Raw genomic sequence first — 25299 nt, 5'->3', positions numbered from 1 at the left:
AATTTCCTCAATTTGTATGTATTCCGCCAAAACGGCGATCTCTTTTCTGGTATTCTTTTATCGCCTCTATTAAGGAGTTTTCTCCAAAGTCTGGCCAGAACTCTTCAACAACCATAATCTCTGTATAAGCCAGCTGCCATAAGAGAAAATTACTTAATCTCATTTCACCCGAAGTTCTTATTAATAAATCCGGGTCAGGAAGTCCGCCCGTAAAAAGCTTATCGCTAAAGATTTTCTCATCAATATCGTCAATCTTTTGTTTTCCTGCTAAAACATCTTGGCTCATTTTCTTAACCGCATCAATAATCTCGGAGCGTCCACCGTAATTTAAGGCCAGATTAAGGACTAACCCTGAATTGTTTTTAGTGCGCTCTACAGCACGTTCTAATTCATGTTGTGCTTCCAGAGGAAGATCCTTAAGTATCCCAATGGCTCGAATGACAACATTATTTTGATGCAGTTCTTCGAGTTCCTTTCTGAGATATTCGGTCAACAACTTCATTAATATGCCAACTTCATCCTTAGGTCTGCTCCAGTTTTCCGTCGAAAATGCATAGACAGTTAGAACTTCAATTCCTAATTTAGAACAAGTCTTAACAATTTTGCGCAAGGCTTCAACACCTGCGCGATGTCCCATTGAACGAGGCAAGGCACGTTTCCGAGCCCAGCGCCCATTCCCATCCATGATAATAGCAATATGACGAGGGAGGCAGTCCATAGCAACCTGGTCTGGTAAATTATCTTTCGTTTGGTTCCAAGATTTGAACCACATTATTCCACCTCATAATATGATATTCGATTCCCAAACAGATCGGTCAGAATCACATAGAGAGGTCAAAGACCCCCTTAACAATTAGGGGGTCGATGCTCGCAGCGTGAGTACTTCTCATGGGCCAAAATAACATCTACTCGATCTTCAGATTCCCGCAGACGAACAACTCGTAAGTTGCCCCGCGTTTCCATTTTACCACGCGGATAAGTGATTTGGAAAGCATACGGTTTATCCAAAGCTTCAAGATCTCTTCTTACTTCATCCCAACTTAATCCATACCACGAAAATGTCATACTTCGGTGATTTCACTTTCCTTAGTTTCCATAACATGTTCAATTTCTTTAATAATTCGGTCAGTAATTTTTTGAACCTCATCCTGTGCACGTTTAACTTCATCTTCTGAGGCTTCATGATCTTTTTCTAATTTTTTTAATTTATCATTAACATCCCGACGGACATTTCTTACAGCAACTCGTGCATCCTCAGCTTCTTTTTTAACTTTCTTTACAATTTCAGCTCTGCGTTCAGCGGTTAGTTGTGGAATCAGCAGACGAATTACGCTACCGTCACTTGAGGGATTAAGTCCAAGATCAGATTTCAAAATGGCCTTTTCGATGACAGGCAAAACTGATCTGTCCCAAGGTTGAATTACGAGCAGCCTTGGTTCCGGAGCAGAGACATTAGCTAGTTGATTAATGGGTGTAGGGGCACCATAATATTCAACCATAACCTTATCCAAGACGTTCGGATTAGCTCGACCGGCACGTATCGATCCATATTCTTTGCGCAGAGCGTCAACTCCTTTACGCATTCGCTCTTCCGCATCCTTAATTACCTCAGAGATCATTGACTATCCCTCCCAACATATGTTCCGATTGATTCACCGAGAACGACTCGCTTAATATTGCCTTCTTTTGTTAAATCAAAGACGATGACAGGAATATTATTATCCATACAGAGTGACGTCGCCGTAGAATCCATAACTCCTAAACCCCTGCTTAGAACTTCAAGATAACTTAGACGATCGAATTTCTTAGCTTGGGGATTCTTTACAGGATCAGAATCGTAAACGCCATCAACCTTCTTAGCCATCAGTATAACTTCGGCTTCAATCTCTGCTGCACGCAGTGCCGCTGTTGTATCAGTGGAAAAATAAGGATTCCCTGTTCCGGCGGCAAAAATTACAATACGACCTTTTTCCATATGGCGAATCGCTCGTCGGCGGATATAGGGTTCTGCCACTTGACGCATTTCAATGGCTGATAATACTCGGGTATCAGAGCCTGCTTTTTCTAAAGCATCTTGCAGGGCCAGAGCATTCATCACTGTCGCCAGCATTCCCATGTAATCAGCAGTAGCCCGATCCATTCCCTGAGCACTTCCGGCGATTCCACGCCAGAGATTACCGCCTCCGACAACCACGCAAACTTCTACTCCCATAGCTCTGATCTCCGCCACTTGCCTGGCGACGGTGACTAACATATTATGTTCCAGACCAAACCCTTGATTTCCTGCTAACGCTTCTCCACTTATTTTCAGGATGACTCGACCATATTGCGGTTTTTCCATGGATAACCTCCAAATAATCCTTTTTCAAGTAAGTACTGAGTCACTTTACATTCGAAAAAGAGAACACCAGGGTGTTCTCTAGATCAATTTTCTAACAACTATCGATTAATTTCTTTCATAACTTCTGAAGCAAAATCCTCTTGCCGTTTTTCAATACCTGCACCTAATTCATAGCGAGTAAAGCGACGAATAACAATTCGTTCTCCGATTTTAGCAGTTTTATCAAGTACTAAATCACTAATGGTCTTATCAGGATCTTTGACAAAAGCTTGTTCCATTAAACATACTTCTTTATAATATTTCTCGATACGTCCTTCAACCATCTTTTCGATGATCTTTTCCGGCTTCCCTTCATTAAGAGCTTGAGCCTTCAAAATATCTCGCTCGTGCTGCAGGACATCTGCAGGGACCTCTTCTTTGTTGAGATATTGTGGATTTGCAGCCGCGATATGCATAGCAACATCCTTAACCAGTGATTTGAATTCTTCTCCGCGAGCCACAAAGTCTGTTTCACAATTCACTTCCAGGAGTACTCCGATGCGTCCGCCTCCATGGATATAGGAATCAACAATTCCTTCTGCGGCAACTCGTCCTGCCTTTTTCGCTGCAGCTGCTAATCCTTTTTCACGTAAAAAGTCACTAGCCTTATCCATATCACCGTTACACTCAGTTAAAGCCTTTTTGCAATCCATCATTCCTGCGCCGGTACGTTCACGTAACTCTTTAACCAGCGCTGCCGTAATTTCAGCCATAATCAACCCTCCGAATTCAATACACAATGCTCAGGGCACGTGCCAATATTTGATTATTTGCAATAATTTTTTGCACAAAATTCGAGGCGCGAACTTCGAAATTTCGCGCCTCGAACTTCGAATTTCGAGTTTTATCCTTCAGCTACTTCTCCGGTTTCTGCAGCTTCTTCAGCTTCATCCACACTGCCTTGTTGTCCTTCGATAATTGCATCAGCCATTTTAGCAGTCAGCAATTTAACGGCACGAATGGCATCATCGTTAGCCGGAATGACAACATCAATCTCATCAGGGTCACAGTTCGTATCAACAATGGCAACAATCGGAATATTTAAACGGCGTGCCTCTGCCACTGCAATGCGTTCTTTACGAGGATCAACGATGAATAACGCATCCGGAAGTTTCTTCATATTTTTAATACCACCTAAGAAACGCTCCAATTTCTCCATTTCATGGCGAAGTGCAGACACTTCTTTCTTAGTGAGTACTTCGAAAACTCCCTCAGTTTCCATTCTTTCTAGTTCGCGCAAACGGTCAACCCTTTTTTGAATTGTTTGGAAGTTCGTCAGCATTCCTCCAAGCCAACGTTCATTAACGAAAAACATGCCACAACGTTCAGCTTCTTCTTTAACAGACTCCTGAGCCTGTTTTTTAGTGCCGACAAAGAGCATAGTTCCTCCATCGGTGGCCAGGTTACGGACAAAATTATAAGCTTCATCAACTTTTTTTACAGTTTTTTGCAGATCAATGATATAAATTCCATTACGTTCTGTAAAAATATAACGGGCCATCTTAGGATTCCAGCGACGTGTTTGGTGTCCAAAATGAACACCGGCTTCCAACAATTGTTTCATAGAGATAACTGCCATTTTTTCATACCTACTTTCTTTTGTTTTTTCCTCCGCAGGTTCATCCCCGAACGCCCTTTGTCCTAACAAAGAACAGCGTTCCAATCCCACTGCGTGTGTCAATAAACCACACTGAGAATAGATTAGCATAATACTAACCTTAATGCAATGAAAAACAAACCTAATTCATAAGATCCGGCAGTGCATAAACCTAACGTAAAGGCAACATCAGCAAAAGATGATAAAGATCATTCATTTAATCCTAGATAGTTCTGTAAATTCGATCGCAGGTTATGCTCCCGAATAAAATTCTCCAAGTCGCTCATGAGTTCCGGGAAGGGAAAGTAAAATTCACTCAAATAGAAAAAGACATCTCCTGTGCGAATTTGCGCAACTTCTTGTCCCTTTCCGTCAAAATAAAAAGCAACTCGACGGATGTCTTTCGGTTCAAGAACGTGTTTTCCTAATAAGGAGCTAAAGATAATCTGCTCTTCTTTGATGAGAACACGTTTACTCTTACCGATAACCCATAAGGAGAGAATGCCAAGAACGCTAAGACAATATATCCCTATGAGTACGTTTAGTTCCATACTCGGAAACTTGTGAAATAAAAAGATACACCCCAAAAGTATAGGATAAAGGACGAGAAAGAAGAGGCCAGGGATGACAAGCGGTCTCAATTGGTAAATATATTCATGCTCATCCACGAAAACCACCTCCGGCACATCAGTTTACTTTGCATGTTTGATGTGTTTATCCAATTCATCAAGAAGATAATCATTCAAAACTCGAATATAAGTTCCCTTCATTCCCAAGGACTTAGACTCAATAACTCCGGCCGATTCAAACTTACGGAGAGCATTAACAATAACGGAACGAGTAATCCCAACTCGATCAGCAATCTTGCTGGCTACCAATAGTCCCTCTCCTCCGCCTAATTCAGCAAAGATATGTTCAACAGCTTCAAGTTCGGAGTAAGATAAAGTGCCAACAGCAATTTGTACTGCCGCTTTTTTGCGGGCTTCCTCTTCAGCACGTTCAGCTTTAACCCTTAAAATTTCCATTCCCACGACTGTTGCACCATATTCGGCAAGAACAAGATCCTCTTCCTTAAATTCTTCATCATATTTAGCCAAAACAAGTGTCCCAACCCTTTCGCCTCCGCCTAAAATTGGAACGACGGTTGTCACTTTATTGTTGAAATGGCATGGCGTATTGCAGTCAAAGATACACCCGTTAGCAACTTGAGTGGTGTTCGTCTTTGTCTCGCTGATTTTCATAAGTCCGTCATTGTAGCTTTCAGGGAAGCGCTCGGAATGCATAACGATTTCATCCATCGTCCCACAAACGAAGTGGTTCATAAAGCTATAGCCTAAGATTTTCCCCCGACGTCCGACAATATAACAATTAGCAATAATGGCTTGGCGAAGCACCTTAGCCATTTCTTCAAAATCAACGGGATTTCCAGCAGCACGCTGGATTAATTTATTGATAGCTCTTGTTTTTTCTAATAATTGTTCCATAAGTTTTTTGTCCTCCTTAACTTGCTTCGGATTTTAGATTATAAAATATAACGCGCCAAATCTTGGTTTTGAATTACATTACCCAAACGATGCTGAACGTATTCTCGATTGATCGTTACGGTGTAATCTTCAGGAAGTTCAGACGCTTCAAAGGACAGCTCCTCCAAAACTTTTTCAATAATTGTATGGAGACGTCGCGCGCCAATATTTTCAGTAGTAGAATTTACTTTATAGGCAACTTCAGCTAATTCATCAATAGCATTCTCTGTAAATTCCACCCTTATCCCTTCTGTTCCTAACAAAGCGCTATATTGCTTAATTAACGACGATTGAGGTTCAGTTAGGATACGTTTGAAATCTGCAACACTTAAAGATTCTAATTCAACCCTGATGGGGAATCTTCCTTGCAGTTCCGGAATAAGATCGGAAGGTTTGCTGAGATGAAATGCCCCGGCAGCGATGAAAAGAATATGATCAGTTTTGACTGGGCCATATTTGGTAACTACAGTTGAACCCTCGACGATGGGAAGAATATCTCGCTGTACTCCGCCCCTCGAAACATCGGGACCTCCGGAACCTTCGCGCCCGGCAATCTTATCAATTTCATCCAAGAAGACAATACCCTCATGTTCAGTCCTGTGAATGGCTTCGTTAACAGCCTCATCTTGATCAATTAAATTTTGAGTTTCTTCGTTGATTAAAATTTTGCGTGCTTCTTTGACACTTACTTTTCTCTTTTTATGCCGTTTAGGCAGTATCCCGGACACCATATCCTGAATATTCAGGCCCATCTCCATCATATTATTCCCTAACATATCCGATAGGGGCGTCGTCTCTTCAACGGAAATCTCAATAATTTTCTCTTCGAGTTCTCCACATCGAAGACGTTCCGCTACCAGAGCCCGCTCTTTATCAAGCTCTGGAGTAATATTATCGTCCTTCTCCGTCTCCGAAGATTGTCCAAACAGCATCTGGAAGGGATTCGCTGAGGATTTTTCAGAATGTTTTCCGGGAACCAGGAGTTCAATTAAACGTTTCTCAGCGTTGATTGCGGCCTGTGTCTGAACCATTTCTGCACGCTCAGACTTGACCATCCGCAAGGCAATTTCTACTAAGTCCCGGATAATTGCCTCTACATCACGGCCCACATATCCCACTTCGGTAAATTTTGTTGCCTCGATTTTAATAAAAGGAGCTCGAACAAGTTTCGCTAAGCGTCTGGCAATCTCTGTTTTGCCGACACCAGTAGGACCGATCATTAAGATGTTTTTGGGAATGATATCATCCTGCAACTTTTCCGGAAGCAAAGAACGCCGATAGCGATTGCGCAAAGCAACTGCAACAGCCCGTTTACCAGCATCTTGTCCAACAATATAGGAGTCCAATTCACGGACAATTTCTCGAGGAGTTAAGCTTTCCATGGTATCAATATCACCCCCTATAACTCTTCAACCATAATTTGTTCATTGGTATAAACACAAATCCCGGCAGCTACAAGCATTGATTCTCTAACAATTTCCGCCGGTGTAAGGTTTGTATGCTTAACTAAAGCGCGAGCAGCAGCTAAAGCATAGTTTCCTCCCGAACCAATAGCGGCAATACCATCATCGGGTTCAATGACTTCCCCAGATCCAGAAACAATTAAGAGATTTTGGCTATCTGCGACTAAGAGCAACGCCTCAAGATTCCTAAGCATTTTATCCATACGCCATTCCTTAGCCAGCTCAACAGCTGCTCGTTGCAGGTTTCCATGATATTCTTCGAGTTTTTGCTCGAATTTATCAAAAAGTGTAAAAGCATCCGCTACTGAGCCTGCAAATCCGGTAATTACCTTACCGTGATATAAGCGGCGCACTTTCCGGGCTTTATGTTTCATCACAGTGGCCTGCCCGAAGGTTACTTGCCCATCTCCCGCGATGGCAACATGCTCCCCTCTTTTCACTGCGACGATCGTCGTTGCATGAAACATGATAACTCCTCCTTTATGCAGTTTACTAGGGCATTTTCCGCGTGTCAAGTCAATTGTAGACAATTTGCAACTTTTTGTGAAAATTTATTTTTCTAATGGGTCTATAACTCTTTTTGCTCGAGGATGTGCCTTTCCGTAAACCTCTTTTAAACGTTCACGGGTCAGGTGAGTATAAATCTGAGTTGATGTTAGTTTTTGATGTCCAAGCAATTCTTGAACGCTCCTTAAATCTGCTCCGCCGTCTAAAAGATGAGTAGCAAAAGAGTGCCTAAGCATATGCGGATTCACATGCTGTTCTAAAGATACTCTCGTTACTAGCTTATCCAAAATCCGACGCACAGAACGATCTGTCAAACGTGTCCCTTGATAATTTAAGAGGAGAGCTTCATGATTGTCACCGCGCATATTCAGATAGTGATTAATCGCTTCTCGCGCATAATTTGTAATGGGCACAACCCTTTCCTTATTTCCCTTGCCCAAAACCCTAATCAATCCGCCGTCTAAATCCAGACTCTCACGATTTAAACTAACAAGTTCGCTAACTCTAAGCCCTGAGCCGTAGAGAAGTTCCATAATCACTTGATCTCGTGCACCGAGAAGCTGTGTACAATCAGACGCATGAAGCAAACCCTCAACTTGATCAAGATAGAGAAAATGCGGGAGTTTTCTTCCCACCTTGGGACTTGCGATTCGCTGTATCGGATTCATCTGCAGTATCCCTTCACGACATAAAAACTTAAACAACGATCTTAAAGCAGCAAGTTTACGAGCCATGCTTTTGCGTGACAGTCCTTGGTCTGTTAGTATCCCCAAAAAACTACGAGCAATATAAACGTCGATCTGATCAACCCTTAGGTTTTCAGGTTCTTGCCCCAACTCCAAAGCCGCAAAACGAAAAAATTGCCCCAGATCGTTTTGGTATGCTATAACCGTATGTTCGGACCGGTTTTGAGAATGCTGATAGCCCGCAAACAAACTTAGGGCCTCATCGGCTAACACCTGCCAGCCTCCTCTAAGTTTTCTCGAGAGCAGAACTCACGCAAGGAATCCAGAGCTCGCTGAGAAATTCTGCTGTTTTTTTCTCGCTTATTTCGTATCCGTTCACTCAAGGGCGGCAACAAACCAAAGTTAATATTCATAGGCTGAAAGCTCTGACTGGGTGAACCCTCAAGATGCCTTGCCAATCCCCCCAACGTTGTTTCCGGCGGAAACACCAAGGTTTCCATCTGCTGTAAACGCCGCCAGGCATTAAGCCCTGCCAAAAGACCGCTGGCCGCGGATTCTACATACCCTTCCACACCGGTAATCTGCCCTGCAAAGAAAAGTGATGGTTTGCCCTTGAGGCTAAAGTCTGCTCTGAGGACTTTGGGAGCATTTAAAAAAGTATTGCGGTGCATCACACCAAAACGTGCAAACTCGGCTTTTTCCAGACCAGGTATCAAAGAAAATACTCGTTTCTGCTCACCCCACTTAAGATGGGTTTGAAAACCTACCAAATTCAAAAGGGTTCCCGTCTGATTCTCCTTGCGCAGCTGAACAACCGCAAAAGGTTTTTTATCTGTTCGAGGATCTTGAAGACCAACAGGCTTGAGCGGCCCAAAGGTTAAGGTTTGAATGCCGCGCTTAGCCATGACTTCGACAGGAAGGCAGCCTTCAAATACCTCTCCCTGCTCAAAGCCTTGAACTTCAGCTGTTTCCGCACCGGTCAGTTCTTGATAAAACAATTCATATTCTTCCTTGGACATAGGACAATTAAGATAATCTGCTTCACCTTTGTTATATCTCGAAGCCCAAAAGGCCTTACTCATATCGATAGATTCATAGGTTACAATGGGGGCAGCTGCATCATAAAAGGAAAGAGCTTCCTCGCCGGTTAAACGGGAAATATCCCTCGCTAAATCGTCTGAAGTCAGTGGGCCACTAGCTGCGATCACAATTCCTTCCTCTGGCAGAGAACGAACTTCCTCCCTGTGAATAGTAACATTAGGATGTTCCATTAATCGCTGCGTAATCTCCTTGGAAAACAAACTCCGGTCAACTGCCAGAGCACCCCCGGCAGGAACCATGGTGTGATCTGCAGCGCTCATAATTAACGAATCTAAACACCGCATCTCTTCTTTTAATAAACCAACGGCATTCTCCAATCCTGCCGCACGCAGCGAATTGCTGCAAACTAATTCTGCAAACCATTCAGTATGGTGAGCAGGGGTAAATTTAGCAGGTCTCATTTCAAATAAGTCCACCTTCACCCCGCGTTTGGCAAGCTGCCAAGCAGCTTCTGAGCCTGCCAGCCCTCCGCCGATAACAATGACATTTTGCATATTAAAAACTCTCCTATCCCCGCAGATGACTTACTCTTCTTCGATGATCTTAGTAAATCGGCATTCCGGATTTGTACACACATACTTCTTTTGCCGCTTGGACGTCTTGATTACCATCATTTGCTGACATTCCGGACAAGGTTCAGGAGCCGGCATTTCCCACGAAACAAAATCACACTCAGGGTAAGAGCTGCAGCCAAAAAACTTACGGCCTTTCTTTGAACGCCGCAGAACAAGAGGTTTGTCACATTTAGGACAATTTGCACCAACTTGTTCTAAAAATGGCTTTGTATTTCGGCACTCCGGAAATCCAGGACAAGCCAAGAATTTACCATAACGCCCCATCTTAATAACCATATTGCGTCCGCAATTCTCACAAATCTCCTCCGATACCTGATCCTCAATTTTTACTTTACCAATGCGTTCTTCGGCCAGAGCAAGCGTCTCGGAGAAAGGCAAGTAATATTCTTGAACAACAGACTTCCAGGGAACCCTTCCTTCTTCGATAAGATCGAGTTTTTCTTCCAAATTCGCCGTAAATTCCAGGTTTACGATGTCCGGAAAATGCTCTTTAAGAAGAGAAATAACGATGTCTCCCAGTTCCGTTGGCATCAATTGCTTTTCTTCTTTAACAACATAACCTCTGGTTTGGATAGTTTCAATTGTGGGCGCATAGGTGCTCGGCCTTCCAATGCCTTCCTCTTCTAACTTCCGCACCAAGGAAGCCTCGGTATAGCGCGGCGGCGGCTCTGTAAAATGTTGTTTTTCTTGCAACTGAATAAGTTTAAGAGGTTCGCCTGGCAAAACTGAAAAAGTTAGTGAACTTTGTTCATCATCCTGGACGTCTTCCTCATCTTTTCCTTCCTCATAAACCGCTAAAAAGCCCGAGAAACGGATCGTTGAGGTGTTGGCCCGGAAAAGGGCATCGCCTACAAGGATATCGACGGTCAAAGTATCCATAATAGCTGCACTCATTTGACTGGCAATAAACCGCTCCCAGATCAAACGGTACAAACGTAATTGATCACGTGACAAAATCCCTTTCACCGATTCAGGAGAACGCAGCGGAAGGGTAGGCCGAATCGCTTCATGGGCCTCTTGAGAGCGACCCTTATTAGTAAACTGACGAGGTTCCGAGGGATAATAATCATTTCCAAAATGAGCTAAGATCCACTCTTTCGCTTCAGTTTGGGCAACCTCAGCCACTTTTACAGAGTCAGTACGCATGTAAGTAATAAGTCCGACAGTACCTTCCTTGCCTAAATCAAGACCTTCATAAAGCTGTTGCGCTAACATCATGGTACGTTTCGGTGAAAAGCTTAGTTTTCGATGAGCTTCTTGCTGTAAGCTGCTCGTCGTGAAAGGCGGTGCGGGCTGCTTTTTCTTTTCTTTGGCTCGAACGTCTGATACGTTAAACTCTTTCCCCTTAATGTCCTCCAGAATCATTTCCATTTCCGCTTTGGAGGAAATAGATATTTTTTTGTCCGCCTTTTTTAATAGTTTTGCCCCAAATCTACCACCCTTAGACTCAAGATTTGCAGTTAAACTCCAGTATTCTTCTGACACAAAAGAACGAATTTGCTCCTCCCGATCCTCGACGAGGCGAACAGCTACAGATTGGACTCGACCAGCACTTAAGCCCTTTTTAATTTTTCTCCAGAGCAAAGGACTTAATTGATAACCCACTAATCTATCTAAAACCCGGCGAGCCTGTTGGGCATCCACCCGATCCGCATCAAGTTCACGAGGATGTTTTATGGCTGCCTGGATTGCAGACTTCGTAATTTCATGAAATTCAATACGGTTCTTTTCTCCTTGCTTAAGGCCTAATAGGAAAGAAAGATGCCAGGCGATTGCTTCCCCTTCACGGTCCGGGTCAGAAGCAAGAAATATTTTTTCAGCGCCTTTAGCGGCTGAACGCAAATCTTTAATTAAATCTCCGCGACCACGAATAGCAATATATTTCGGCTCATAATCATGATCTAAATCAACTCCTAACTGACTTTTAGGCAAATCCCGCAAATGTCCCATTGAAGCTTTTACGGTATAACGATTTCCTAAAAATTTGCTGATTGATTTAGCTTTGGCTGGAGATTCTACTATTACAAGCGTTTTCGACATAATTTCACCTCAAATAAACTTAAGAACCTTGTTGATTTGTTTTCCAAACGATCAACTTGCTATAGTTTCCCATTGATTAACTGGTTTTGCAAATTTATTAAATAATTATTAATACAGAAATTTCTAAATAAAATGCCTAAAGAATGACTAACATCAAGCTATAATTTGCGCCGGTAAAACTAATGCCTATCTTAACGCCTTTTTAGTCGGATGTCTAGCACTCACGAACTAATACATAATTTTGTCCCGGTAATTGCTTAATTTTCCCTTGTAATTGCAATTCCAACAAAGCCAGTGACAGGGAAGCTACCGATAACGACGAGTGTAATGCCAGTTGGTCGATATGGAGGGGAACGTCACTTAGTTTCTGAAGAATAACTCTATGATCGTCCGTTTCAGGAGACTTACCCCTTTTATACGTATGCTGTTCAGAAGGACCCTTCTTTACAGTCGTTGCTTCCATTGAAGAAAAACACTCATTCCAAATATCCTCAATTCCTTCGGCGATTTTGGCTCCTTGACGTAATAACGTGTGTGGCCCGCGACTTTGTGGACTAAAAATAGGTCCGGGAACTGCAAAAACCTCCCGTCCTTGTTCTAAAGCAAAATCAACAGTAATCATTGCTCCGCTTCTTTCTGCTGCCTCAACCACTATAACGCCTTGAGAAGAGCCACTAATCAGCCGATTCCGTGCAGGAAAGTTCGCGGCAAGGGGTGGTGTTCCGGGAGGAAACTCACTGATCAAAGCACCCTTATCTAAGATTTCCTTAGCTAAATGATAATTCTCCCGCGGATAAATCTGATCTAAACCGCATCCCAGAAAGGCCCAGGTCATTCCATGACCTTCAAGGGCTCCTTGATGAGCCGCCGTATCAATGCCGCGTGCAAGTCCGCTAACAACAACAAGACCTTGGGCTGCCGCATCACGAGCTAACATACGTGCTGCAGATTTTCCATAAGCTGTTGCTTGCCGTGAACCAACAATTGCCAAGACAGCTGAATTGTTTTCAAGGTATCCCTGATAATAAAGAAGAGGCGGAATATCGGTTAATTCAAGTAAAAGAGAAGGATAATTACGATCCTGGGGGGTAACAACCTTAATGTTCCGTGCCCTAAGGTCTGCCCCTATTTTCCAAGGATCAATTCTTTTTCGTTCCTTCAGTACTTCAGCAACCCACTTCCTTTGAGGGGCAATCTTTAAATAATCCTTTTGGCTTGCTTCCCATGCCTGCACAGCGCTTCCAAAATAGGCAATAAGCAAACGCAGATGCTGACTACCAACACCTTTGATTGTCCGAAATGCCGCCCGAAATAGTTTCTCGTTATCTATCTCCATCCTAAGCCCCTCCCTTGACCATCTTTTCGGGGCATAAGGAGTCATCTCCTGCCTAAAACTTTGTTGAACTTTTTGATATTAAGTAAAAAAATGCGGAATCTCTCTCAAATTCACGCTCCTTTTGCTCGTCGGACAGCTCGTTTTCTGGGAGTCAGAGTAGTTTTAGGGGGTTGCTGCACCTGTTCATTAGGAGCGCCATCATTATCATTTAAATTCTGTGTTGTTTCCACAGCTTCTATTTTTCCTTTTTCTTGCTCTGTTAAGGCAATGCTAGCCCGCAGTGCTTCCATTAAATCTACGACCTGACCGCCTTTAGAAGGAGCTTCCACTTCAAAGCTTTCTCCCGCAATCTTACTTTCGATCATCTCCGCCACCTGTTCATGCACTTCATCCCTGTATTTTTCCGGTTCGAATGGACGGGCTAGATTATCGATTAATTGTCGGGCCATTGTTAATTCAGTTTCTGTTGGAACAATTCGGCCCCAGGCCGCCTCCATATGTCGTATTTCCTGTGGATAGTGCATGGTCTCTAAAACCAGCCCTTCTTCAAAAACGCGCAGGCAGGCTAAGTGTTGCTTCGATCGCATGGTAACTCGAGCCAAAGCAACTTTCCCGCTTTCTTCCATAGCTTGACACAACAGACGATAGGCTTTTTGAGCAGTCTCCTCGGGAGACAAATAATATGATTTATCATAATAGATCGGATCAATTTCACTCAAGTTAATGAAATCAAGAATCTCGATGGATCGACTAGTAGGTTGTTCTAAAGCAGATAGTTCTTCTTCATCCATAATTACATAACGATCTTTCTCATATTCATATCCTTTGACCAAATCAGCCATTTCAACTTCCCGATCACAATAAGGACATTTTTTAATTGACCGGATTCTATGCTGACAGTCTTTATGCAAATAATTAAATTTAAACTCTTGTGATTCCGTTGCAGCATGCATTTTAACAGGAACATTTACCAGACCAAAACTGATTGAGCCTTTCCATAACGTATGCATAAGCTCACCTCCTCAAATATAGTGTGAACCATAAGGAATGGATTCATGCAAAACCATTATGGCTATTTCCTCTCCAGATATTATCAGCGAATCTGTTAAAATTTAGACTTTATCAAGTCATAAGACTCCCCGCTTATATAAATGGGCGTTGTTCCCATACCTTGCTTCGTTGGGGGTAGAGTCCATCCTTCAGCGCGATAGCATTTGTTATGGGCTAGGCGCTTTCGACGAAAGCGTCCACAGGACACTTTCATCACCGAAGTCTCGATGTTCGGCTTTAGCTGAACGAGTTCACTCCGGTTAGGAAAATCGATTCGGCGCTCGAATACACTTGTAATCTCTTTTCAATATAAAAATAAAACTTTGTTCCTGCCGAACAAAGTTAAATAAATTCTAATATCTTTAATTCCAAGAATAGATCTCATAAGATAGTAGCTTATCTAAATCATAGAGCTTAACCCTTTTAGCCTGAAAACAATAGCACTGGCAAGAACGGCATAGTCTTCAGTTGGAAGCATTAACGATGCCGAAGAATCAAATAGAATATTCCCCGAAGCTGGAAATTCATCATCCCCTCTCCATAGTATCAACGTAACCGGCACGCGCGGAAAAGCCCTGATAGTCACTCCCACGTCTCCGAGGCTATTAGCAGATCCCCCTAAATGGCTGACCACTTCTTCTAGTTTATCCGGCTTCTCCCCAAAGAATCTGATCAATGGATCAATAGCCCGGTGGGTAAAGGGCTGAATATAGATGCTTCCTCCGGGTAATTCTTTAAATGATATTAGTTTTCCAGTCTCTTCAACCTCAGCTATATTTGCCAGGTAATGAAGGATTAAGATTTGCGTAGGTATAGATAGTTCTTTGTCGAAGGAATTAACAGTTTTAAAAATTCCGCCGGGATAATCCAGAATGTATTGACCACCCAGAAAATCAATGGAAAGGGTATTACCCACAAGAGGATACCTTGAATAGTACGATATAACTTCTAAAGAATTTGCTCTAAACTTTTCCAGCGCTAACTCCTGAGCTGCCGTATAATTAACCAAACTCCTCTCCTTCTTTCCGTCTGCTGTTATTTTTTTCTCACATTATATCTTTTTTCCATTTAAAAGCCAACGAAATATAAGTTCTGCATCAATCAAGGAAGAAATAGTTTCAAAACCAGTTTAATTCCAAATTATTGAACCGGAGTAAATTTTTTAGTACATAGCTTTGCCTTATAATCATATACTAACAATGCTTTCATCAGAAACAGTATATTGCAAGAAACTACCATTTGAAGGGAGGATTCCACATGTCAAGACGACGCAGCAGCATTATGTCAAACGAGTTAAAAGAGCAAATTGCTCAAGAGTTAGGATTTGCTGGGACCCTTCATCAAGAAGGTTTTGGAGGAGTTTCTTCAAGGGACTGTGGAAATATGGTGAAAATGGCTATTGAGTTAGCCGAGCGTAACCTTCCAGGGAACAGAATGTCATAAAAAACCAAACCAATGAGAGTCTCACGATTAATAATTCCTTTGTTAAGAGCCGAGGCAATTGCCTGGCTCTTCTATTTTTTCATGAATTCAGTTGATGATTCTTAAACAACAATGGAATAGCGAACCTATTCTTTATTGATTTCCTTATTATGAGCCATAGTAATGTAACACAAACTATAACCTAAAATAGAAAATACAGAAGCTGTAAGAAAAAAATCAAAACTCATTGTGGTCAACCTTTCTATTATATATTTAACAACTTATCAGTATTCCCTTTTGCTCCGTTACGGTGATGTCAGATCATACTTCTGAGCACCATTTGCTACGAAAGCTTTCTCCCAATTTTCAACATAAGATCCCGTAGCCCATTCAGCCATAACTACCGTCTCCCCTTCTTTTAAATTTATTTTCGTCAAAGGTTCGCTGCCTAACTGAGCATTTGTAATTCCGTAAACATAGAGCTTAGTTTTGGTCGTAATTATAGCGATATCCCGATTAGGTGAAGTGAATGCATCCATAGCATCAGGAACTCGGTCTTTGATATTTTGCCAGCTAAGACACAGTGTGTCATAAGAAACCATTTTGGCAGGAGGAATTAAATTGACATTATAGTCCAGATAGCGAGGGGTATTCTCGTCTTGATAGTTAATTCTCCCCTGAAGATACCAATGTCCATTTTTACGAGTAAGCCCAAAATTCTCCTCACTTTCATCATTATCCGTCGCTAAAATTCCTTTATTTCTTAGAGATTGAATAGCTTGATCCCCGGCATTGTTATAAACGACGGATCCTCCATTTTCCAGTAAGTCAGATATCTTGACTCCTTCTTGGGCTGAAATTTTGTCAACAAGTAATACCTGCAATTGATTGACACCATTAACTTTGTTTTCAATGGCCACATAATCATTACCAACATAATCTATAATTTTTTGGTGTATCTTCTCTGAAATATCATGTTGAGTAATCTTCATCGCTTTTGTTTCAAGTCCTGAAATTTTAGTCGAAACGTCACGCGCTGATAATTCATCCTCTTTTATAGCTCCGTCCGACACATTCTGGACTTGCAGAAACCAAAATCCACTGCTTCGCGGAAAAAATATGTCTTTCCCCGTTAATATCGGGTGAAGTTTTCCATTGCTTGCTGCTATCCAAAGCGTCTGATAAGCATGACCATCATTTTCAGGAATTTTTAACCCTAGCAAAACACCTGACGTTGCGGGCCTGCCTGTTTGACTTATAGTTGCTTCATTAGGATTGGCAGCAGCTAAGGAACTGTCCACTTGATCCGATACCTTTTTCAGCAGCAAGACCTTGTTCTCGGCGAAGGCGATAAGCTTGGAATCATCAACCCTGATAAATTCACCCAAAAAGTTTTCAGAAGTTGATACGGTGGTTACTTCAATTACCGTATTATTCGGCACTATACTACTTGAAAGCATCAAGTATTTTGTCATTAAATAATCTGTGGAATTGACCTTCTTAATTTTATAAGAGGGCTGGTTCCAGACATAATTTCCGAGCATAGCTGCTTCCCGGGTGAACTGGGCACTATCTCCAATCCATATCTGATCATTATCTCCTCCGTGCCTGCTGGCACTCAAGTCCTGAATCACAACCCATTTTCCTTGCAAAGGGCAGACACTGCTGTTAGGCGGAATAATTTTCCCCGCAGTAGTCCAGGAAAGTTTAGTACATCCACCAAGCAAAAAAATGATAAGCACCATTATTAAAAGCCTGACAATCCTAACCATCAAGAATCACCCCTTTGGGCAGGGTGATTATAACATTTGTTCCTTGATCTAACACGCTCTTAATTTCTAATTTGCCGCCAATTAAATTGACAATCTCCTCGCAAATTGACAAACCGATCCCATTTTTAGAGTGTGAGCTTTTCCCTTTGTAAAATTTTTCTTTGACCATGGGCAATTCATCGGCCCTAATTCCACATCCATTATCAGAAATTATAATCATAATCACTTCTTCCTGAAACTTTGCCTGAAAGGTAATCCACCCGCCAGGAGACGTAAAATTAAAGGCATTATCTAAAACATTGATGAACAACTGTTTCAAACGATTAGCATCGGAAATGATCATTGGTAAATTTTCAGGATATTCGAGGTTAAAATTTACATTTTCCCGGACTGCCCTGGGCGTTAATTGTTTGTGAATATATTCCATAAGATTTTCTAAGTTTATTTCTTCATTTTGGAGTTTAATTCTGCCGGAAATAAACTTAGAAAAATCCAAAAGTTCTTCTACCATAAGGGTTAAGCGTTCACTCTCTTTAGCAATGATGCCGAGTCCGTCATTGAGCATATCTTTATGCTGAAATTGTTCATTTTGAAGCGTTATAGCCCAGCCCATAATTGAGGTTAAAGGTGTACGAAGTTCATGGGACACCGAAGAAATAAAGTCATTTTTCAATTGTTCTTTCTTGACGATTTCATCAGCCATATAGTTTAGTGTATCGGAAAGTTTGCCGATTTCATCTTGATGGGTATTTTTACTGCGGGCTTGAAAGTTTCCGGCGGCCATCTCTTGAGCTGCTTCAGTCACTTCCTGCAAAGGAACAATTATTGTATTTGCCAGGAAGATGCTGATTAATCCGACAATAACAACGACTACGACACCAATGGCAATAAAAATAACGGCTGTATTTTGAATATCTTCATCGACAGCACTTAAGGAGGTGATAAAGCGCAGTGCACCAACGATCTGATCTTTGGCTTTTAAAGGATAAGAGACAGCCATAACCTTATGCCCACTAAGGGTCCCAATCCATTTTCCCGTCTTACCTGTCAGGGCATCCTTAATATCGTCATAGACAGCTTTCTCAGAAGGAATCGTCCCTTGTGAGTCCATGACAATGTTTCCGTCCTTGTCAACAATCTCCACTTCTGCATTACTTTGGTTCCAAAAAGCATCGACGTTGTAAAGAACATTTTCCTTGAGTGACGTATCCGAAAAATATTTGGCATATAAATCCGCTGAAATTTTTATCTGATTGGTGAGGCTTCCTTCTAAACTGCCATAATAATTGCGTCGGACAGTGTAAATAAGAAGCAGTTCCAAAATCGTGACCGTGATAATAATAACAATCATGAAATTGGCCGTTAGCCTTGTTCTTATTCCTCTCATCTTAAGACTCCTGCTGCCAGCGATACCCCGAACCCCAAACTGTCTTAATATAGTTAGGTTGTGATGGGTTATCCTCAATTTTCTCCCGCAAGCGCCTGATATGCACATCCAGTGTTTTGGTATCGCCAAAGTAATCTTCTCCCCAGACAGCATTAAGCATCTCATTTCGTTTAAGTGCCTTTTCTGGGTTTTCCATAAATATTTTTAATAAAGCAAATTCAGTCGGAGTCAACTCAATTTCAATCTGCTGCTTGAAAAATTTGTTTGAAGTTATATCCAAACACAAATCCCCACAGTTGAGGACTTGTTTTGTCTCTCTTGGTCCCATACTTCGCCGAAGCATTGCTTTAATGCGGGCAATTAATTCAAAGGGATTAAATGGTTTAACCATATAATCATCCGCGCCTAGTTCCAGGCCTAAGATTTTATCTGTATCCTGACCTTTGGCTGTCAGCATAATAACTAAGGTTTCCGGCATGGATTGACGAATTTGTTGGCAGACTTCCAGACCGCTAATACCGGGAAGCATGAGATCAAGTACGACAACATCAGGAATAAGCATCTTAAGAATAGACAGAGCTTCTTCACCTGTTACTGCCTCCTCCACTTGATATCCCGCCGCAAATAAATTCAGAGTAATAAAGCGCCTGATTGATTCTTCATCTTCAACAACCAGTATTCTTGTTTTTTTCTCCTTCATCAGACCACTCCACCTCATCGAGTTTCTAGGGTTAAACTTGCCCCTTTATTGTAAACCAACTTATACCGCCGAGGGTAATTATTTTATGGCTTATTAGGCAAACCTTAGAAAAGCAATTGAACTTCTTCATTTCTTGAGCTTAACTTGTCTTAATCGGGATATTTATACAATACACCTTTTTGTCCTTTTCTTTTTTACAAAGTTCTTAAAAAAGGTTACAAAAAGATTAAGGAAGACAAAAAACGAGAATTTCCCTCGTTTTTTGTCTTCCTTTCAATTCAGGATCTTTAATTCAACCTGAACTTAAACCAGTTTCCTTAATCCTAGAGCCCTCTGTTAAGATTATAGTTCTAAATCAATTAATTTGTGTTCGAGCACATCTACAAGCCCAAAATCTGTCAGGCCTAATTTAGGAACTGTTGGTAAGGAAATAAAACATAAGGTCATGAACGGTGAGGTCAAGGTGCACCCTAATTGCCGAGCTGCCTTATTTACCTCTTCGAGCTCTCCGAGCACAACTTCAGCCGGTTTTTCACTCATTAAACCGCCAATTGGCAATTCCATCTTTCCAATAATCTCACCATTATTAACAGCTGCCATCCCGCCTTGCAGCTTGTGAATCAGGTTTACCGCACAGGCCATATCCTTATCATTTGTCCCCACACAGACAATATTATGATGGTCATGAGACATGGAGGTTGCTAAAGCCCCTCGTTTCAGGCGAAAACCCTTTACGAAGCCAATCCCAACTCCTCCTGTTTTACCATAGCGTTCAACAATGGCAAGCTTTAAAACATCCTGATCAGGGTTATTGTCAATTTGCCCCTTAACTACAGGTAATTCCTCAATATCCCATTCATTAATAATTTGATCGTTATAGATGCGAATCACATTTACCCGAGTGCTCGGTCCTTGCCTTTTGGCAGGTATGTGAAAGGAATCTTCCGTAATAGGTTTTTGGAGTTTAACAGTCTCTTTGATCCACTTAGGATAACATCCCTGGTTGCTTTCCTTCACAAGCCGACCGTTCTCAGCAACAACGTTTCCTTCATATATAACTTTGACGGGGGTAATATCCGACAATTCTTTGACGAGAAGTATATCCGCCAATCTTCCAGGGGTAATACTCCCGATCTCATCCTCTAAGCGGAAATGCCTTGCTGGATTCAAGGTTGCCATTTGGATAGCTTGAATTGGTCTCATTCCCAGCGAAATCGCTTTATTAACATTGTAATTAATATGACCTTCGTTACGAATATCAATGACATGCTTGTCATCGGTGCAGAATATTAAATGTTCAGAGCTCAGTCCCTGCCTGATAACCCCGCGAATAAGTTCTTCAACATTACGTTCCGTGCTTCCTTCCCGAATCATCACCGTCATCCCTAACTGCACTCTCTCCAAAAGCTGTTGGAACGTCACACATTCATGGTCATCAGACATGCCCGCACTGGCATAGGCATTGAGCTCCTGTCCGGACCGGCCAATAGCATGTCCGTTAACAATCTTTCGGCGGCTTAGGGCCGCGGCAATTTTTCGCAGATATTCATCCTGGACAAAAAGAACCTTCGAGGGATCAAGTTCGCCTAAGCTAATACTTTCCCGCCAGTTTAACAATTCTTCGACTTCGGCCAGTCCTAAAACACCTCCGGTCGTCTCTAAGCCCGGGGCTGTGGGAACTCGGGAAGAAACCTGAATATAGGTTCGATAAGGAAGACTCGCAATCGAATTTAATAAAGCTTTGACCCCCTCAATCCCCGCAACATTGGCTATCTCCATAAGATCAGCCATCAGGGTTGTCGTACCTTGAGGTACAAGAACTTCGGCTAGGGACTCCGGTGAGAGCAATGTAGTTTCAAAATGCATATGTCCGTCAATTAAACCCGGTATGGCATACATCCCCTGGCAATTGAGAGTCTCTTTGGCTGTTAAACTTGCTTGAGGATCAATAGATACAATCCGTTTTCCCTTAATATATATGTCCGTGGGATAAATCTGTGAAGAATAAACATTGACCAGATTAACATTTTCCAGCTTTAGATCACAACCCTGAATTTTCAAACCTGCTTCTAGCACTGTTTTAATATCTTCATAAGTTCTCATAACTATCACCTCTTAGTAGAATACAAAGTAAGAGCCAACTTTTTTGCGTTGGCTCCCTTAAAATCAAATTTGTTATGGGCTAGGCGCTTTAGTTGAACGAGTTCACTAACGTTCCTCACGCGAGTAAGGAATTCCAAGAGCAGCCGGTGTTCCTGAACGCCTGGTTTTCGTTTCCCTCGTTGTAATAACCAAAACAATAAACGTAAAAATATAGGGAAGCATTTGCAAAAAATAGGACGGAATCATCACGCCTAAAGCCTGAAGATGTAACCCCAGTGATGCAATGACACCAAACAGCCAGGCTCCCAACAAAGCGCGAGCAGGGTCCCAAACGGCAAAAATAACAAGGGCAACGGCAATCCAGCCACGGCCTGCCGACATGTTTTCAACCCAAGAAGGAGAATAAGCCAGGGATAGATAAGCGCCCCCGGCACCTGCAAACATGCCTCCCCCTATGACTGCAGCATAGCGAACCAGAAAAATATTGTGTCCCAAAGCATCGACAGCCGACGGATTTTCCCCGGCTGCCCTAAGAAGAAGGCCTGCCTTTGTTTTATAAAAGACAAACCAAAGGACAACAACAAGAATCACACTCAGGTAAACCATAAGATCCTGATTGAATAGAATTTTGCCGATGATAGGAATTTGAGAGAGACCCGGAAGAGGAACAGCTTTAAACGTTGAAGTCGGCGGAATTCCGACGAGCGTACGACCTAAGTAAGCCGATAAGCCTGTACCAAAAATTGTCAAGGCTAAACCGCTCGCCACTTGATTGGCCCGAAAAACAATGGTTATTACCGCATGAATCAGGGCCATAAGTCCGCCGGCGACGATAGCCACTAGTAAACCCAGCCATTTATTCTGGGAAAACGTTCCCACGTAAAAAGCACTTACTGCCCCCACGAGCATCATGCCTTCAACCCCCAGATTCAAAATGCCGGCACGCTCTGTGATTACTTCTCCAAGAGAAGCATATAAAATCGGAGTGCCTGCAACAACGCCGGAGGCAAGGATGGCGATTAAATAATTCAGATCCATACCATCATGCCTTCTTTCTTACCAATCGATAATTATTAAAAATTTCGCCTGCCAGTACGAAAAATAGTATCGAGCCTTGAAACATGGAAACCATGCTTGAGGGAAAACCGGAGGTCTGCAAACTATAGCCTCCTACAAGCAATCCACCCATTAAAAAGGATACAAGGAGGATACTGATGGGATTCAGACGGGCCAGCAGGGCAATAAGTATGGCGGTATAACCGTAGCCCGGAGAAATAGTCTGCTGTAAGCGGTGGAGAACGCCTGATACCTCAGCCATCCCAGCAATTCCTGATATAGCCCCGCTCAAAAACATAACCATTATGACATTTTTAATATAGCTCATACCTGCATAATCAGCGGCTTTGCGGCTGGAACCGCTGACACGTATCTCATAACCCCATTTAGAATACTTAAGAATAAAAAATAGAATAACTGCAATAATAGCCATCAAAAAAAGCGCATAACTGATGCGAGTGTTCCCGAAAGCAGGAATTGTTCCGTTATCTGAAAACTGCTTTGTCAGAGGAAAGTTATTTCCTTTCGGATCCTTCCAAGGACCATATACAAGGTAGGCAATCCAAAGGTAAGCCACATAGTTAAGTAAAAGAGAACTGATCGTTTCATTAACATTCCAAAAAGCCTTCGGCAGGGCAGGAATCAAAGCCCAAAGTCCCCCACAAATTAACCCTGCGAGTAACATCAGGGGCAGGAGTACCAGTTTAGGCAAACCGGAAAAGAAGAGAGCAAAATAGGTTGCCCCAAAAGCTCCCATATAAAATTGGCCTTCCGCTCCGATATTCCATAATTGCATGCGGAACGCCAAAGAGACCCCTAAGGAGCACAAGGCAAGAGGAATCATTTCTACGATGGTTTCACTTAAGCCGTAGATAGAACCTACAGAGGATTGCACGATCTCAGTGTAAAGTTCCAAAGGATTTTTCCCGGTGAGCAGCACAAAAAGACCCGCAAAGATTAAACCCAGGATGATGGAAGTTACAGAGATGACAACCTTCTTTAACCCAGAGCTTGTATTTGTTTTCTTTATCTCCCAACTTCCTAAAAGTTTACGCTTCATGAAGACCTACCTTTCTTTTGCCGGCCATCATCAGGCCGATTTCTTCACGCGATGTCTCGTTCGGCTTAACGACACCCATGATTTCCCCCCCGTGCATAACGATGATGCGGTCTGTCATGGAAAGGATGTCTTCCAGGTCTTCCGAGATAAGAAGTACAGTTTTGCCCTTCTCACTTTCTCCGATAAGCAAACGTCTTACATAATCCGTGGCACCAATGTCCAGACCGCGCATGGGATAAACAGCGATAATCAATTTAGGATTGGAATCAATTTCCCGTGCCAAAAGGAGTTTCTGAATATTTCCTCCCGACATCATTTTAACGGGATTGGACATACTTGCCAGCCGAACATCAAATTTCTCAATTAATTGTTCAGAATCATGTTTGACTTTGTCCCAGGAAATAAAGGCTCCCGGATACTTGCGATAGCTTTTAAGCGCAACATTTTCGTATGCGTTAAGGTCGGTCACGAGACCGGTAGTCATACGATCCTCCGGTACATAGCTAATACCGAGGTTAATCCGCTTTTTACGCCCTGACTTTGTACAATCCTTGCCGCAGAAAGCAATCGTTCCTTGTTTGGCAGAACGCAGTCCCGCCACCGTTTCTGCCAGTTCTTTCTGCCCGTTGCCGTCAACACCGGCTATGCCGAGGATTTCTCCTTCATATATATCCATTGAAATATTTTTCAATTTTAATAAACCGTTGTCACCTAGGGCTGAAACATTTGCTAAAGTCATAAGTATATCTGTTTTGGCAGACAACGTCTTCCCAGTTGTAGAGGAAATATTCCTGCCAACCATCATTTTGGCAAGCTCTTTTTCGTTTGTCGTTTTCGTTTGCACAGTCCCAATAGATCTCCCGTCTCGGAGAACAGTGATAGAATCGGTGTTTTCCATAACTTCGTTCATTTTGTGAGAGATAATGACAATAGATTTACCGCTTGCGGCCATCTTTTGCAGGGTAGTATAGAGGGCCTTGGCTTCTTGTGGTGTCAATACGGCCGTCGGCTCATCAAGAATTAAAAATTTAGCACCTAAAAGCAGTAATTTTATAATTTCCACCCTTTGCTGTTCACCGACCGAAAGCTGCCAGATTTTCGCTTTGGGATCAATAGAAAGCCCAAACGCTTCCGATTGCTCAATAATTTGCCTTTCGATCTCTTTGAGGTTGTATATTTGTTTTAGCCCTTTAATGCTGAGCATAATATTTTCAGCGACGGTGAAAGGCTGAACAAGTTTAAAATGCTGATGTACCATGCCAATACCCTTGTTGACAGCATCCTTAGGCGAAGAAAATTCAACCTTCTTGCCTTCAATATATATTTCGCCCCCATCGGGTCGATACAATCCAGTGAGCACGCTCATTAACGTACTCTTCCCTGCTCCATTTTCCCCTAAGAGAGCATGAATTTCGCCTTTGTTAACGACCAATGAAACTTGATCATTGGCAAGGATACCCGGAAACTCTTTTGTGATTTTGCGCATTTCCACCATGGGTGTATTCCCCATCGATCTCACCCTTTCAACATTATCGCAAACC

General features: G+C 42.4%; 24 protein-coding genes. 1 reads left to right on the top strand and 23 read right to left on the bottom strand.

Annotated elements, in window-relative coordinates; translation table 11 throughout:
- Window positions 1-7 precede the first annotated feature (7 nt).
- The 16 genes from ACPUYX_RS03250 to ACPUYX_RS03175 form a co-directional block, all read right to left on the bottom strand.
- Entirely contained in the window at window positions 8-772 is a 765-nt protein-coding gene (locus tag ACPUYX_RS03250; RefSeq protein WP_426378263.1) for an isoprenyl transferase, read from the bottom strand.
- Between the two features lie 74 nt (window positions 773-846).
- Window positions 847-1065, bottom strand: coding sequence for a hypothetical protein (locus ACPUYX_RS03245; protein ID WP_426378262.1), 219 nt, complete (start codon window positions 1063-1065; stop codon window positions 847-849).
- A complete protein-coding gene (gene frr / locus ACPUYX_RS03240; RefSeq protein WP_088224794.1) occupies window positions 1062-1619 on the bottom strand; it encodes a ribosome recycling factor in 558 nt (185 codons plus the stop codon). Before frr ends, ACPUYX_RS03245 begins: the two co-directional genes overlap by 4 nt.
- A complete protein-coding gene (pyrH, locus tag ACPUYX_RS03235; RefSeq protein ID WP_088224793.1) occupies window positions 1616-2341 on the bottom strand; it encodes a UMP kinase in 726 nt (241 codons plus the stop codon). The genes frr and pyrH overlap by 4 nt, the downstream gene beginning before the upstream one ends.
- Window positions 2342-2439: 98 nt before the next feature.
- Window positions 2440-3093, bottom strand: a complete 654-nt coding sequence (gene tsf / locus ACPUYX_RS03230; RefSeq protein WP_426378261.1) for a translation elongation factor Ts — start codon at window positions 3091-3093, stop codon at window positions 2440-2442.
- A 131-nt stretch (window positions 3094-3224) separates the two neighbouring features.
- Window positions 3225-3959: a 30S ribosomal protein S2 gene (gene rpsB, locus ACPUYX_RS03225; protein ID WP_426378326.1), complete on the bottom strand. Its 735-nt coding sequence runs from the start codon at window positions 3957-3959 to the stop codon at window positions 3225-3227.
- A gap of 227 nt (window positions 3960-4186) precedes the next feature.
- Complete coding sequence (locus ACPUYX_RS03220) at window positions 4187-4645, bottom strand: hypothetical protein (RefSeq protein WP_426378260.1); 459 nt, start codon at window positions 4643-4645, stop codon at window positions 4187-4189.
- Window positions 4646-4669: 24 nt separating this feature from the next.
- The gene (gene codY, locus ACPUYX_RS03215) at window positions 4670-5461 is read right to left on the bottom strand and encodes a GTP-sensing pleiotropic transcriptional regulator CodY (protein WP_047811196.1); all 792 of its coding nucleotides are present in this window, start codon (window positions 5459-5461) and stop codon (window positions 4670-4672) included.
- A 38-nt stretch (window positions 5462-5499) separates the two neighbouring features.
- Window positions 5500-6882 (bottom strand): ATP-dependent protease ATPase subunit HslU, encoded by a 1383-nt coding sequence (gene hslU / locus ACPUYX_RS03210; RefSeq protein ID WP_426378259.1) that lies wholly within the window; start codon window positions 6880-6882, stop codon window positions 5500-5502.
- Between the two features lie 17 nt (window positions 6883-6899).
- Window positions 6900-7430 (bottom strand): ATP-dependent protease subunit HslV, encoded by a 531-nt coding sequence (gene hslV, locus ACPUYX_RS03205; protein ID WP_426378258.1) that lies wholly within the window; start codon window positions 7428-7430, stop codon window positions 6900-6902.
- A gap of 84 nt (window positions 7431-7514) precedes the next feature.
- Entirely contained in the window at window positions 7515-8429 is a 915-nt protein-coding gene (xerA, locus tag ACPUYX_RS03200; protein ID WP_426378257.1) for a site-specific tyrosine recombinase/integron integrase, read from the bottom strand.
- The gene (gene trmFO, locus ACPUYX_RS03195; protein ID WP_426378256.1) at window positions 8423-9751 is read right to left on the bottom strand and encodes a methylenetetrahydrofolate--tRNA-(uracil(54)-C(5))-methyltransferase (FADH(2)-oxidizing) TrmFO; all 1329 of its coding nucleotides are present in this window, start codon (window positions 9749-9751) and stop codon (window positions 8423-8425) included. Before trmFO ends, xerA begins: the two co-directional genes overlap by 7 nt.
- Before the next feature lie 30 nt (window positions 9752-9781).
- Entirely contained in the window at window positions 9782-11872 is a 2091-nt protein-coding gene (topA, locus tag ACPUYX_RS03190) for a type I DNA topoisomerase (protein ID WP_426378255.1), read from the bottom strand.
- A gap of 214 nt (window positions 11873-12086) precedes the next feature.
- Window positions 12087-13208, bottom strand: coding sequence for a DNA-processing protein DprA (gene dprA / locus ACPUYX_RS03185; RefSeq protein ID WP_426378254.1), 1122 nt, complete (start codon window positions 13206-13208; stop codon window positions 12087-12089).
- Between the two features lie 110 nt (window positions 13209-13318).
- Window positions 13319-14218 carry a Ku protein gene (locus ACPUYX_RS03180; protein WP_426378253.1) on the bottom strand — a complete coding sequence of 300 codons (900 nt, stop codon included), beginning with the start codon at window positions 14216-14218 and terminating at the stop codon, window positions 13319-13321.
- A 440-nt stretch (window positions 14219-14658) separates the two neighbouring features.
- Window positions 14659-15267: a DUF3786 domain-containing protein gene (locus tag ACPUYX_RS03175; RefSeq protein WP_426378252.1), complete on the bottom strand. Its 609-nt coding sequence runs from the start codon at window positions 15265-15267 to the stop codon at window positions 14659-14661.
- Between the two features lie 248 nt (window positions 15268-15515).
- On the opposite strand from ACPUYX_RS03175, the gene ACPUYX_RS03170 reads away from it, so the two are divergent.
- Window positions 15516-15701 carry a protein sspF gene (locus tag ACPUYX_RS03170; RefSeq protein WP_426378251.1) on the top strand — a complete coding sequence of 62 codons (186 nt, stop codon included), beginning with the start codon at window positions 15516-15518 and terminating at the stop codon, window positions 15699-15701.
- A gap of 284 nt (window positions 15702-15985) precedes the next feature.
- Here ACPUYX_RS03170 and ACPUYX_RS03165 read toward each other — a convergent pair whose 3' ends face one another.
- From ACPUYX_RS03165 to ACPUYX_RS03135, 7 genes are all read right to left on the bottom strand, one after another.
- Complete coding sequence (locus tag ACPUYX_RS03165; RefSeq protein WP_426378250.1) at window positions 15986-17452, bottom strand: hypothetical protein; 1467 nt, start codon at window positions 17450-17452, stop codon at window positions 15986-15988.
- Window positions 17445-18839, bottom strand: coding sequence for an ATP-binding protein (locus ACPUYX_RS03160; protein ID WP_426378249.1), 1395 nt, complete (start codon window positions 18837-18839; stop codon window positions 17445-17447). The genes ACPUYX_RS03165 and ACPUYX_RS03160 overlap by 8 nt, the downstream gene beginning before the upstream one ends.
- A gap of 1 nt (window position 18840) precedes the next feature.
- On the bottom strand, window positions 18841-19539 hold the full coding sequence (locus ACPUYX_RS03155) for a winged helix-turn-helix domain-containing protein (RefSeq protein ID WP_426378248.1): 699 nt from the start codon (window positions 19537-19539) through the stop codon (window positions 18841-18843).
- A gap of 342 nt (window positions 19540-19881) precedes the next feature.
- Window positions 19882-21642: an adenine deaminase gene (gene ade, locus ACPUYX_RS03150; protein ID WP_426378247.1), complete on the bottom strand. Its 1761-nt coding sequence runs from the start codon at window positions 21640-21642 to the stop codon at window positions 19882-19884.
- Between the two features lie 105 nt (window positions 21643-21747).
- Window positions 21748-22680: an ABC transporter permease gene (locus tag ACPUYX_RS03145; protein WP_426378246.1), complete on the bottom strand. Its 933-nt coding sequence runs from the start codon at window positions 22678-22680 to the stop codon at window positions 21748-21750.
- A gap of 4 nt (window positions 22681-22684) precedes the next feature.
- A complete protein-coding gene (locus ACPUYX_RS03140; RefSeq protein ID WP_426378245.1) occupies window positions 22685-23758 on the bottom strand; it encodes an ABC transporter permease in 1074 nt (357 codons plus the stop codon).
- Window positions 23748-25268 (bottom strand): ABC transporter ATP-binding protein, encoded by a 1521-nt coding sequence (locus tag ACPUYX_RS03135; protein ID WP_426378244.1) that lies wholly within the window; start codon window positions 25266-25268, stop codon window positions 23748-23750. Before ACPUYX_RS03135 ends, ACPUYX_RS03140 begins: the two co-directional genes overlap by 11 nt.
- Between the last annotated feature and the right edge of the window lie 31 nt (window positions 25269-25299).

The organism is Desulfosporosinus sp. SYSU MS00001 (assembly GCF_049943955.1).
In the GTDB taxonomy this organism is placed as follows: domain Bacteria; phylum Bacillota; class Desulfitobacteriia; order Desulfitobacteriales; family Desulfitobacteriaceae; genus Desulfosporosinus.
The sequence above is the reverse complement of the archived record's forward strand: the minus strand, read 5'-3'. Positions and strand labels throughout refer to the sequence as shown.

Coding starts and splice junctions, on each gene's coding strand:
- ACPUYX_RS03250 (WP_426378263.1), bottom strand. CDS start 772: ATGTGGTTCAAATCTTGGAACCAAACGAAAGATAATTTACCAGACCAG.
- ACPUYX_RS03245 (WP_426378262.1), bottom strand. CDS start 1,065: ATGACATTTTCGTGGTATGGATTAAGTTGGGATGAAGTAAGAAGAGAT.
- frr (WP_088224794.1), bottom strand. CDS start 1,619: ATGATCTCTGAGGTAATTAAGGATGCGGAAGAGCGAATGCGTAAAGGA.
- pyrH (WP_088224793.1), bottom strand. CDS start 2,341: ATGGAAAAACCGCAATATGGTCGAGTCATCCTGAAAATAAGTGGAGAA.
- tsf (WP_426378261.1), bottom strand. CDS start 3,093: ATGGCTGAAATTACGGCAGCGCTGGTTAAAGAGTTACGTGAACGTACC.
- rpsB (WP_426378326.1), bottom strand. CDS start 3,959: ATGGCAGTTATCTCTATGAAACAATTGTTGGAAGCCGGTGTTCATTTT.
- codY (WP_047811196.1), bottom strand. CDS start 5,461: ATGGAACAATTATTAGAAAAAACAAGAGCTATCAATAAATTAATCCAG.
- hslU (WP_426378259.1), bottom strand. CDS start 6,882: ATGGAAAGCTTAACTCCTCGAGAAATTGTCCGTGAATTGGACTCCTAT.
- hslV (WP_426378258.1), bottom strand. CDS start 7,430: ATGTTTCATGCAACGACGATCGTCGCAGTGAAAAGAGGGGAGCATGTT.
- trmFO (WP_426378256.1), bottom strand. CDS start 9,751: ATGCAAAATGTCATTGTTATCGGCGGAGGGCTGGCAGGCTCAGAAGCT.
- topA (WP_426378255.1), bottom strand. CDS start 11,872: ATGTCGAAAACGCTTGTAATAGTAGAATCTCCAGCCAAAGCTAAATCA.
- dprA (WP_426378254.1), bottom strand. CDS start 13,208: ATGGAGATAGATAACGAGAAACTATTTCGGGCGGCATTTCGGACAATC.
- ACPUYX_RS03180 (WP_426378253.1), bottom strand. CDS start 14,218: ATGCATACGTTATGGAAAGGCTCAATCAGTTTTGGTCTGGTAAATGTT.
- ACPUYX_RS03170 (WP_426378251.1), top strand. CDS start 15,516: ATGTCAAGACGACGCAGCAGCATTATGTCAAACGAGTTAAAAGAGCAA.
- ACPUYX_RS03165 (WP_426378250.1), bottom strand. CDS start 17,452: ATGGTTAGGATTGTCAGGCTTTTAATAATGGTGCTTATCATTTTTTTG.
- ACPUYX_RS03160 (WP_426378249.1), bottom strand. CDS start 18,839: ATGAGAGGAATAAGAACAAGGCTAACGGCCAATTTCATGATTGTTATT.
- ACPUYX_RS03155 (WP_426378248.1), bottom strand. CDS start 19,539: ATGAAGGAGAAAAAAACAAGAATACTGGTTGTTGAAGATGAAGAATCA.
- ade (WP_426378247.1), bottom strand. CDS start 21,642: ATGAGAACTTATGAAGATATTAAAACAGTGCTAGAAGCAGGTTTGAAA.
- ACPUYX_RS03145 (WP_426378246.1), bottom strand. CDS start 22,680: ATGGATCTGAATTATTTAATCGCCATCCTTGCCTCCGGCGTTGTTGCA.
- ACPUYX_RS03140 (WP_426378245.1), bottom strand. CDS start 23,758: ATGAAGCGTAAACTTTTAGGAAGTTGGGAGATAAAGAAAACAAATACA.
- ACPUYX_RS03135 (WP_426378244.1), bottom strand. CDS start 25,268: ATGGGGAATACACCCATGGTGGAAATGCGCAAAATCACAAAAGAGTTT.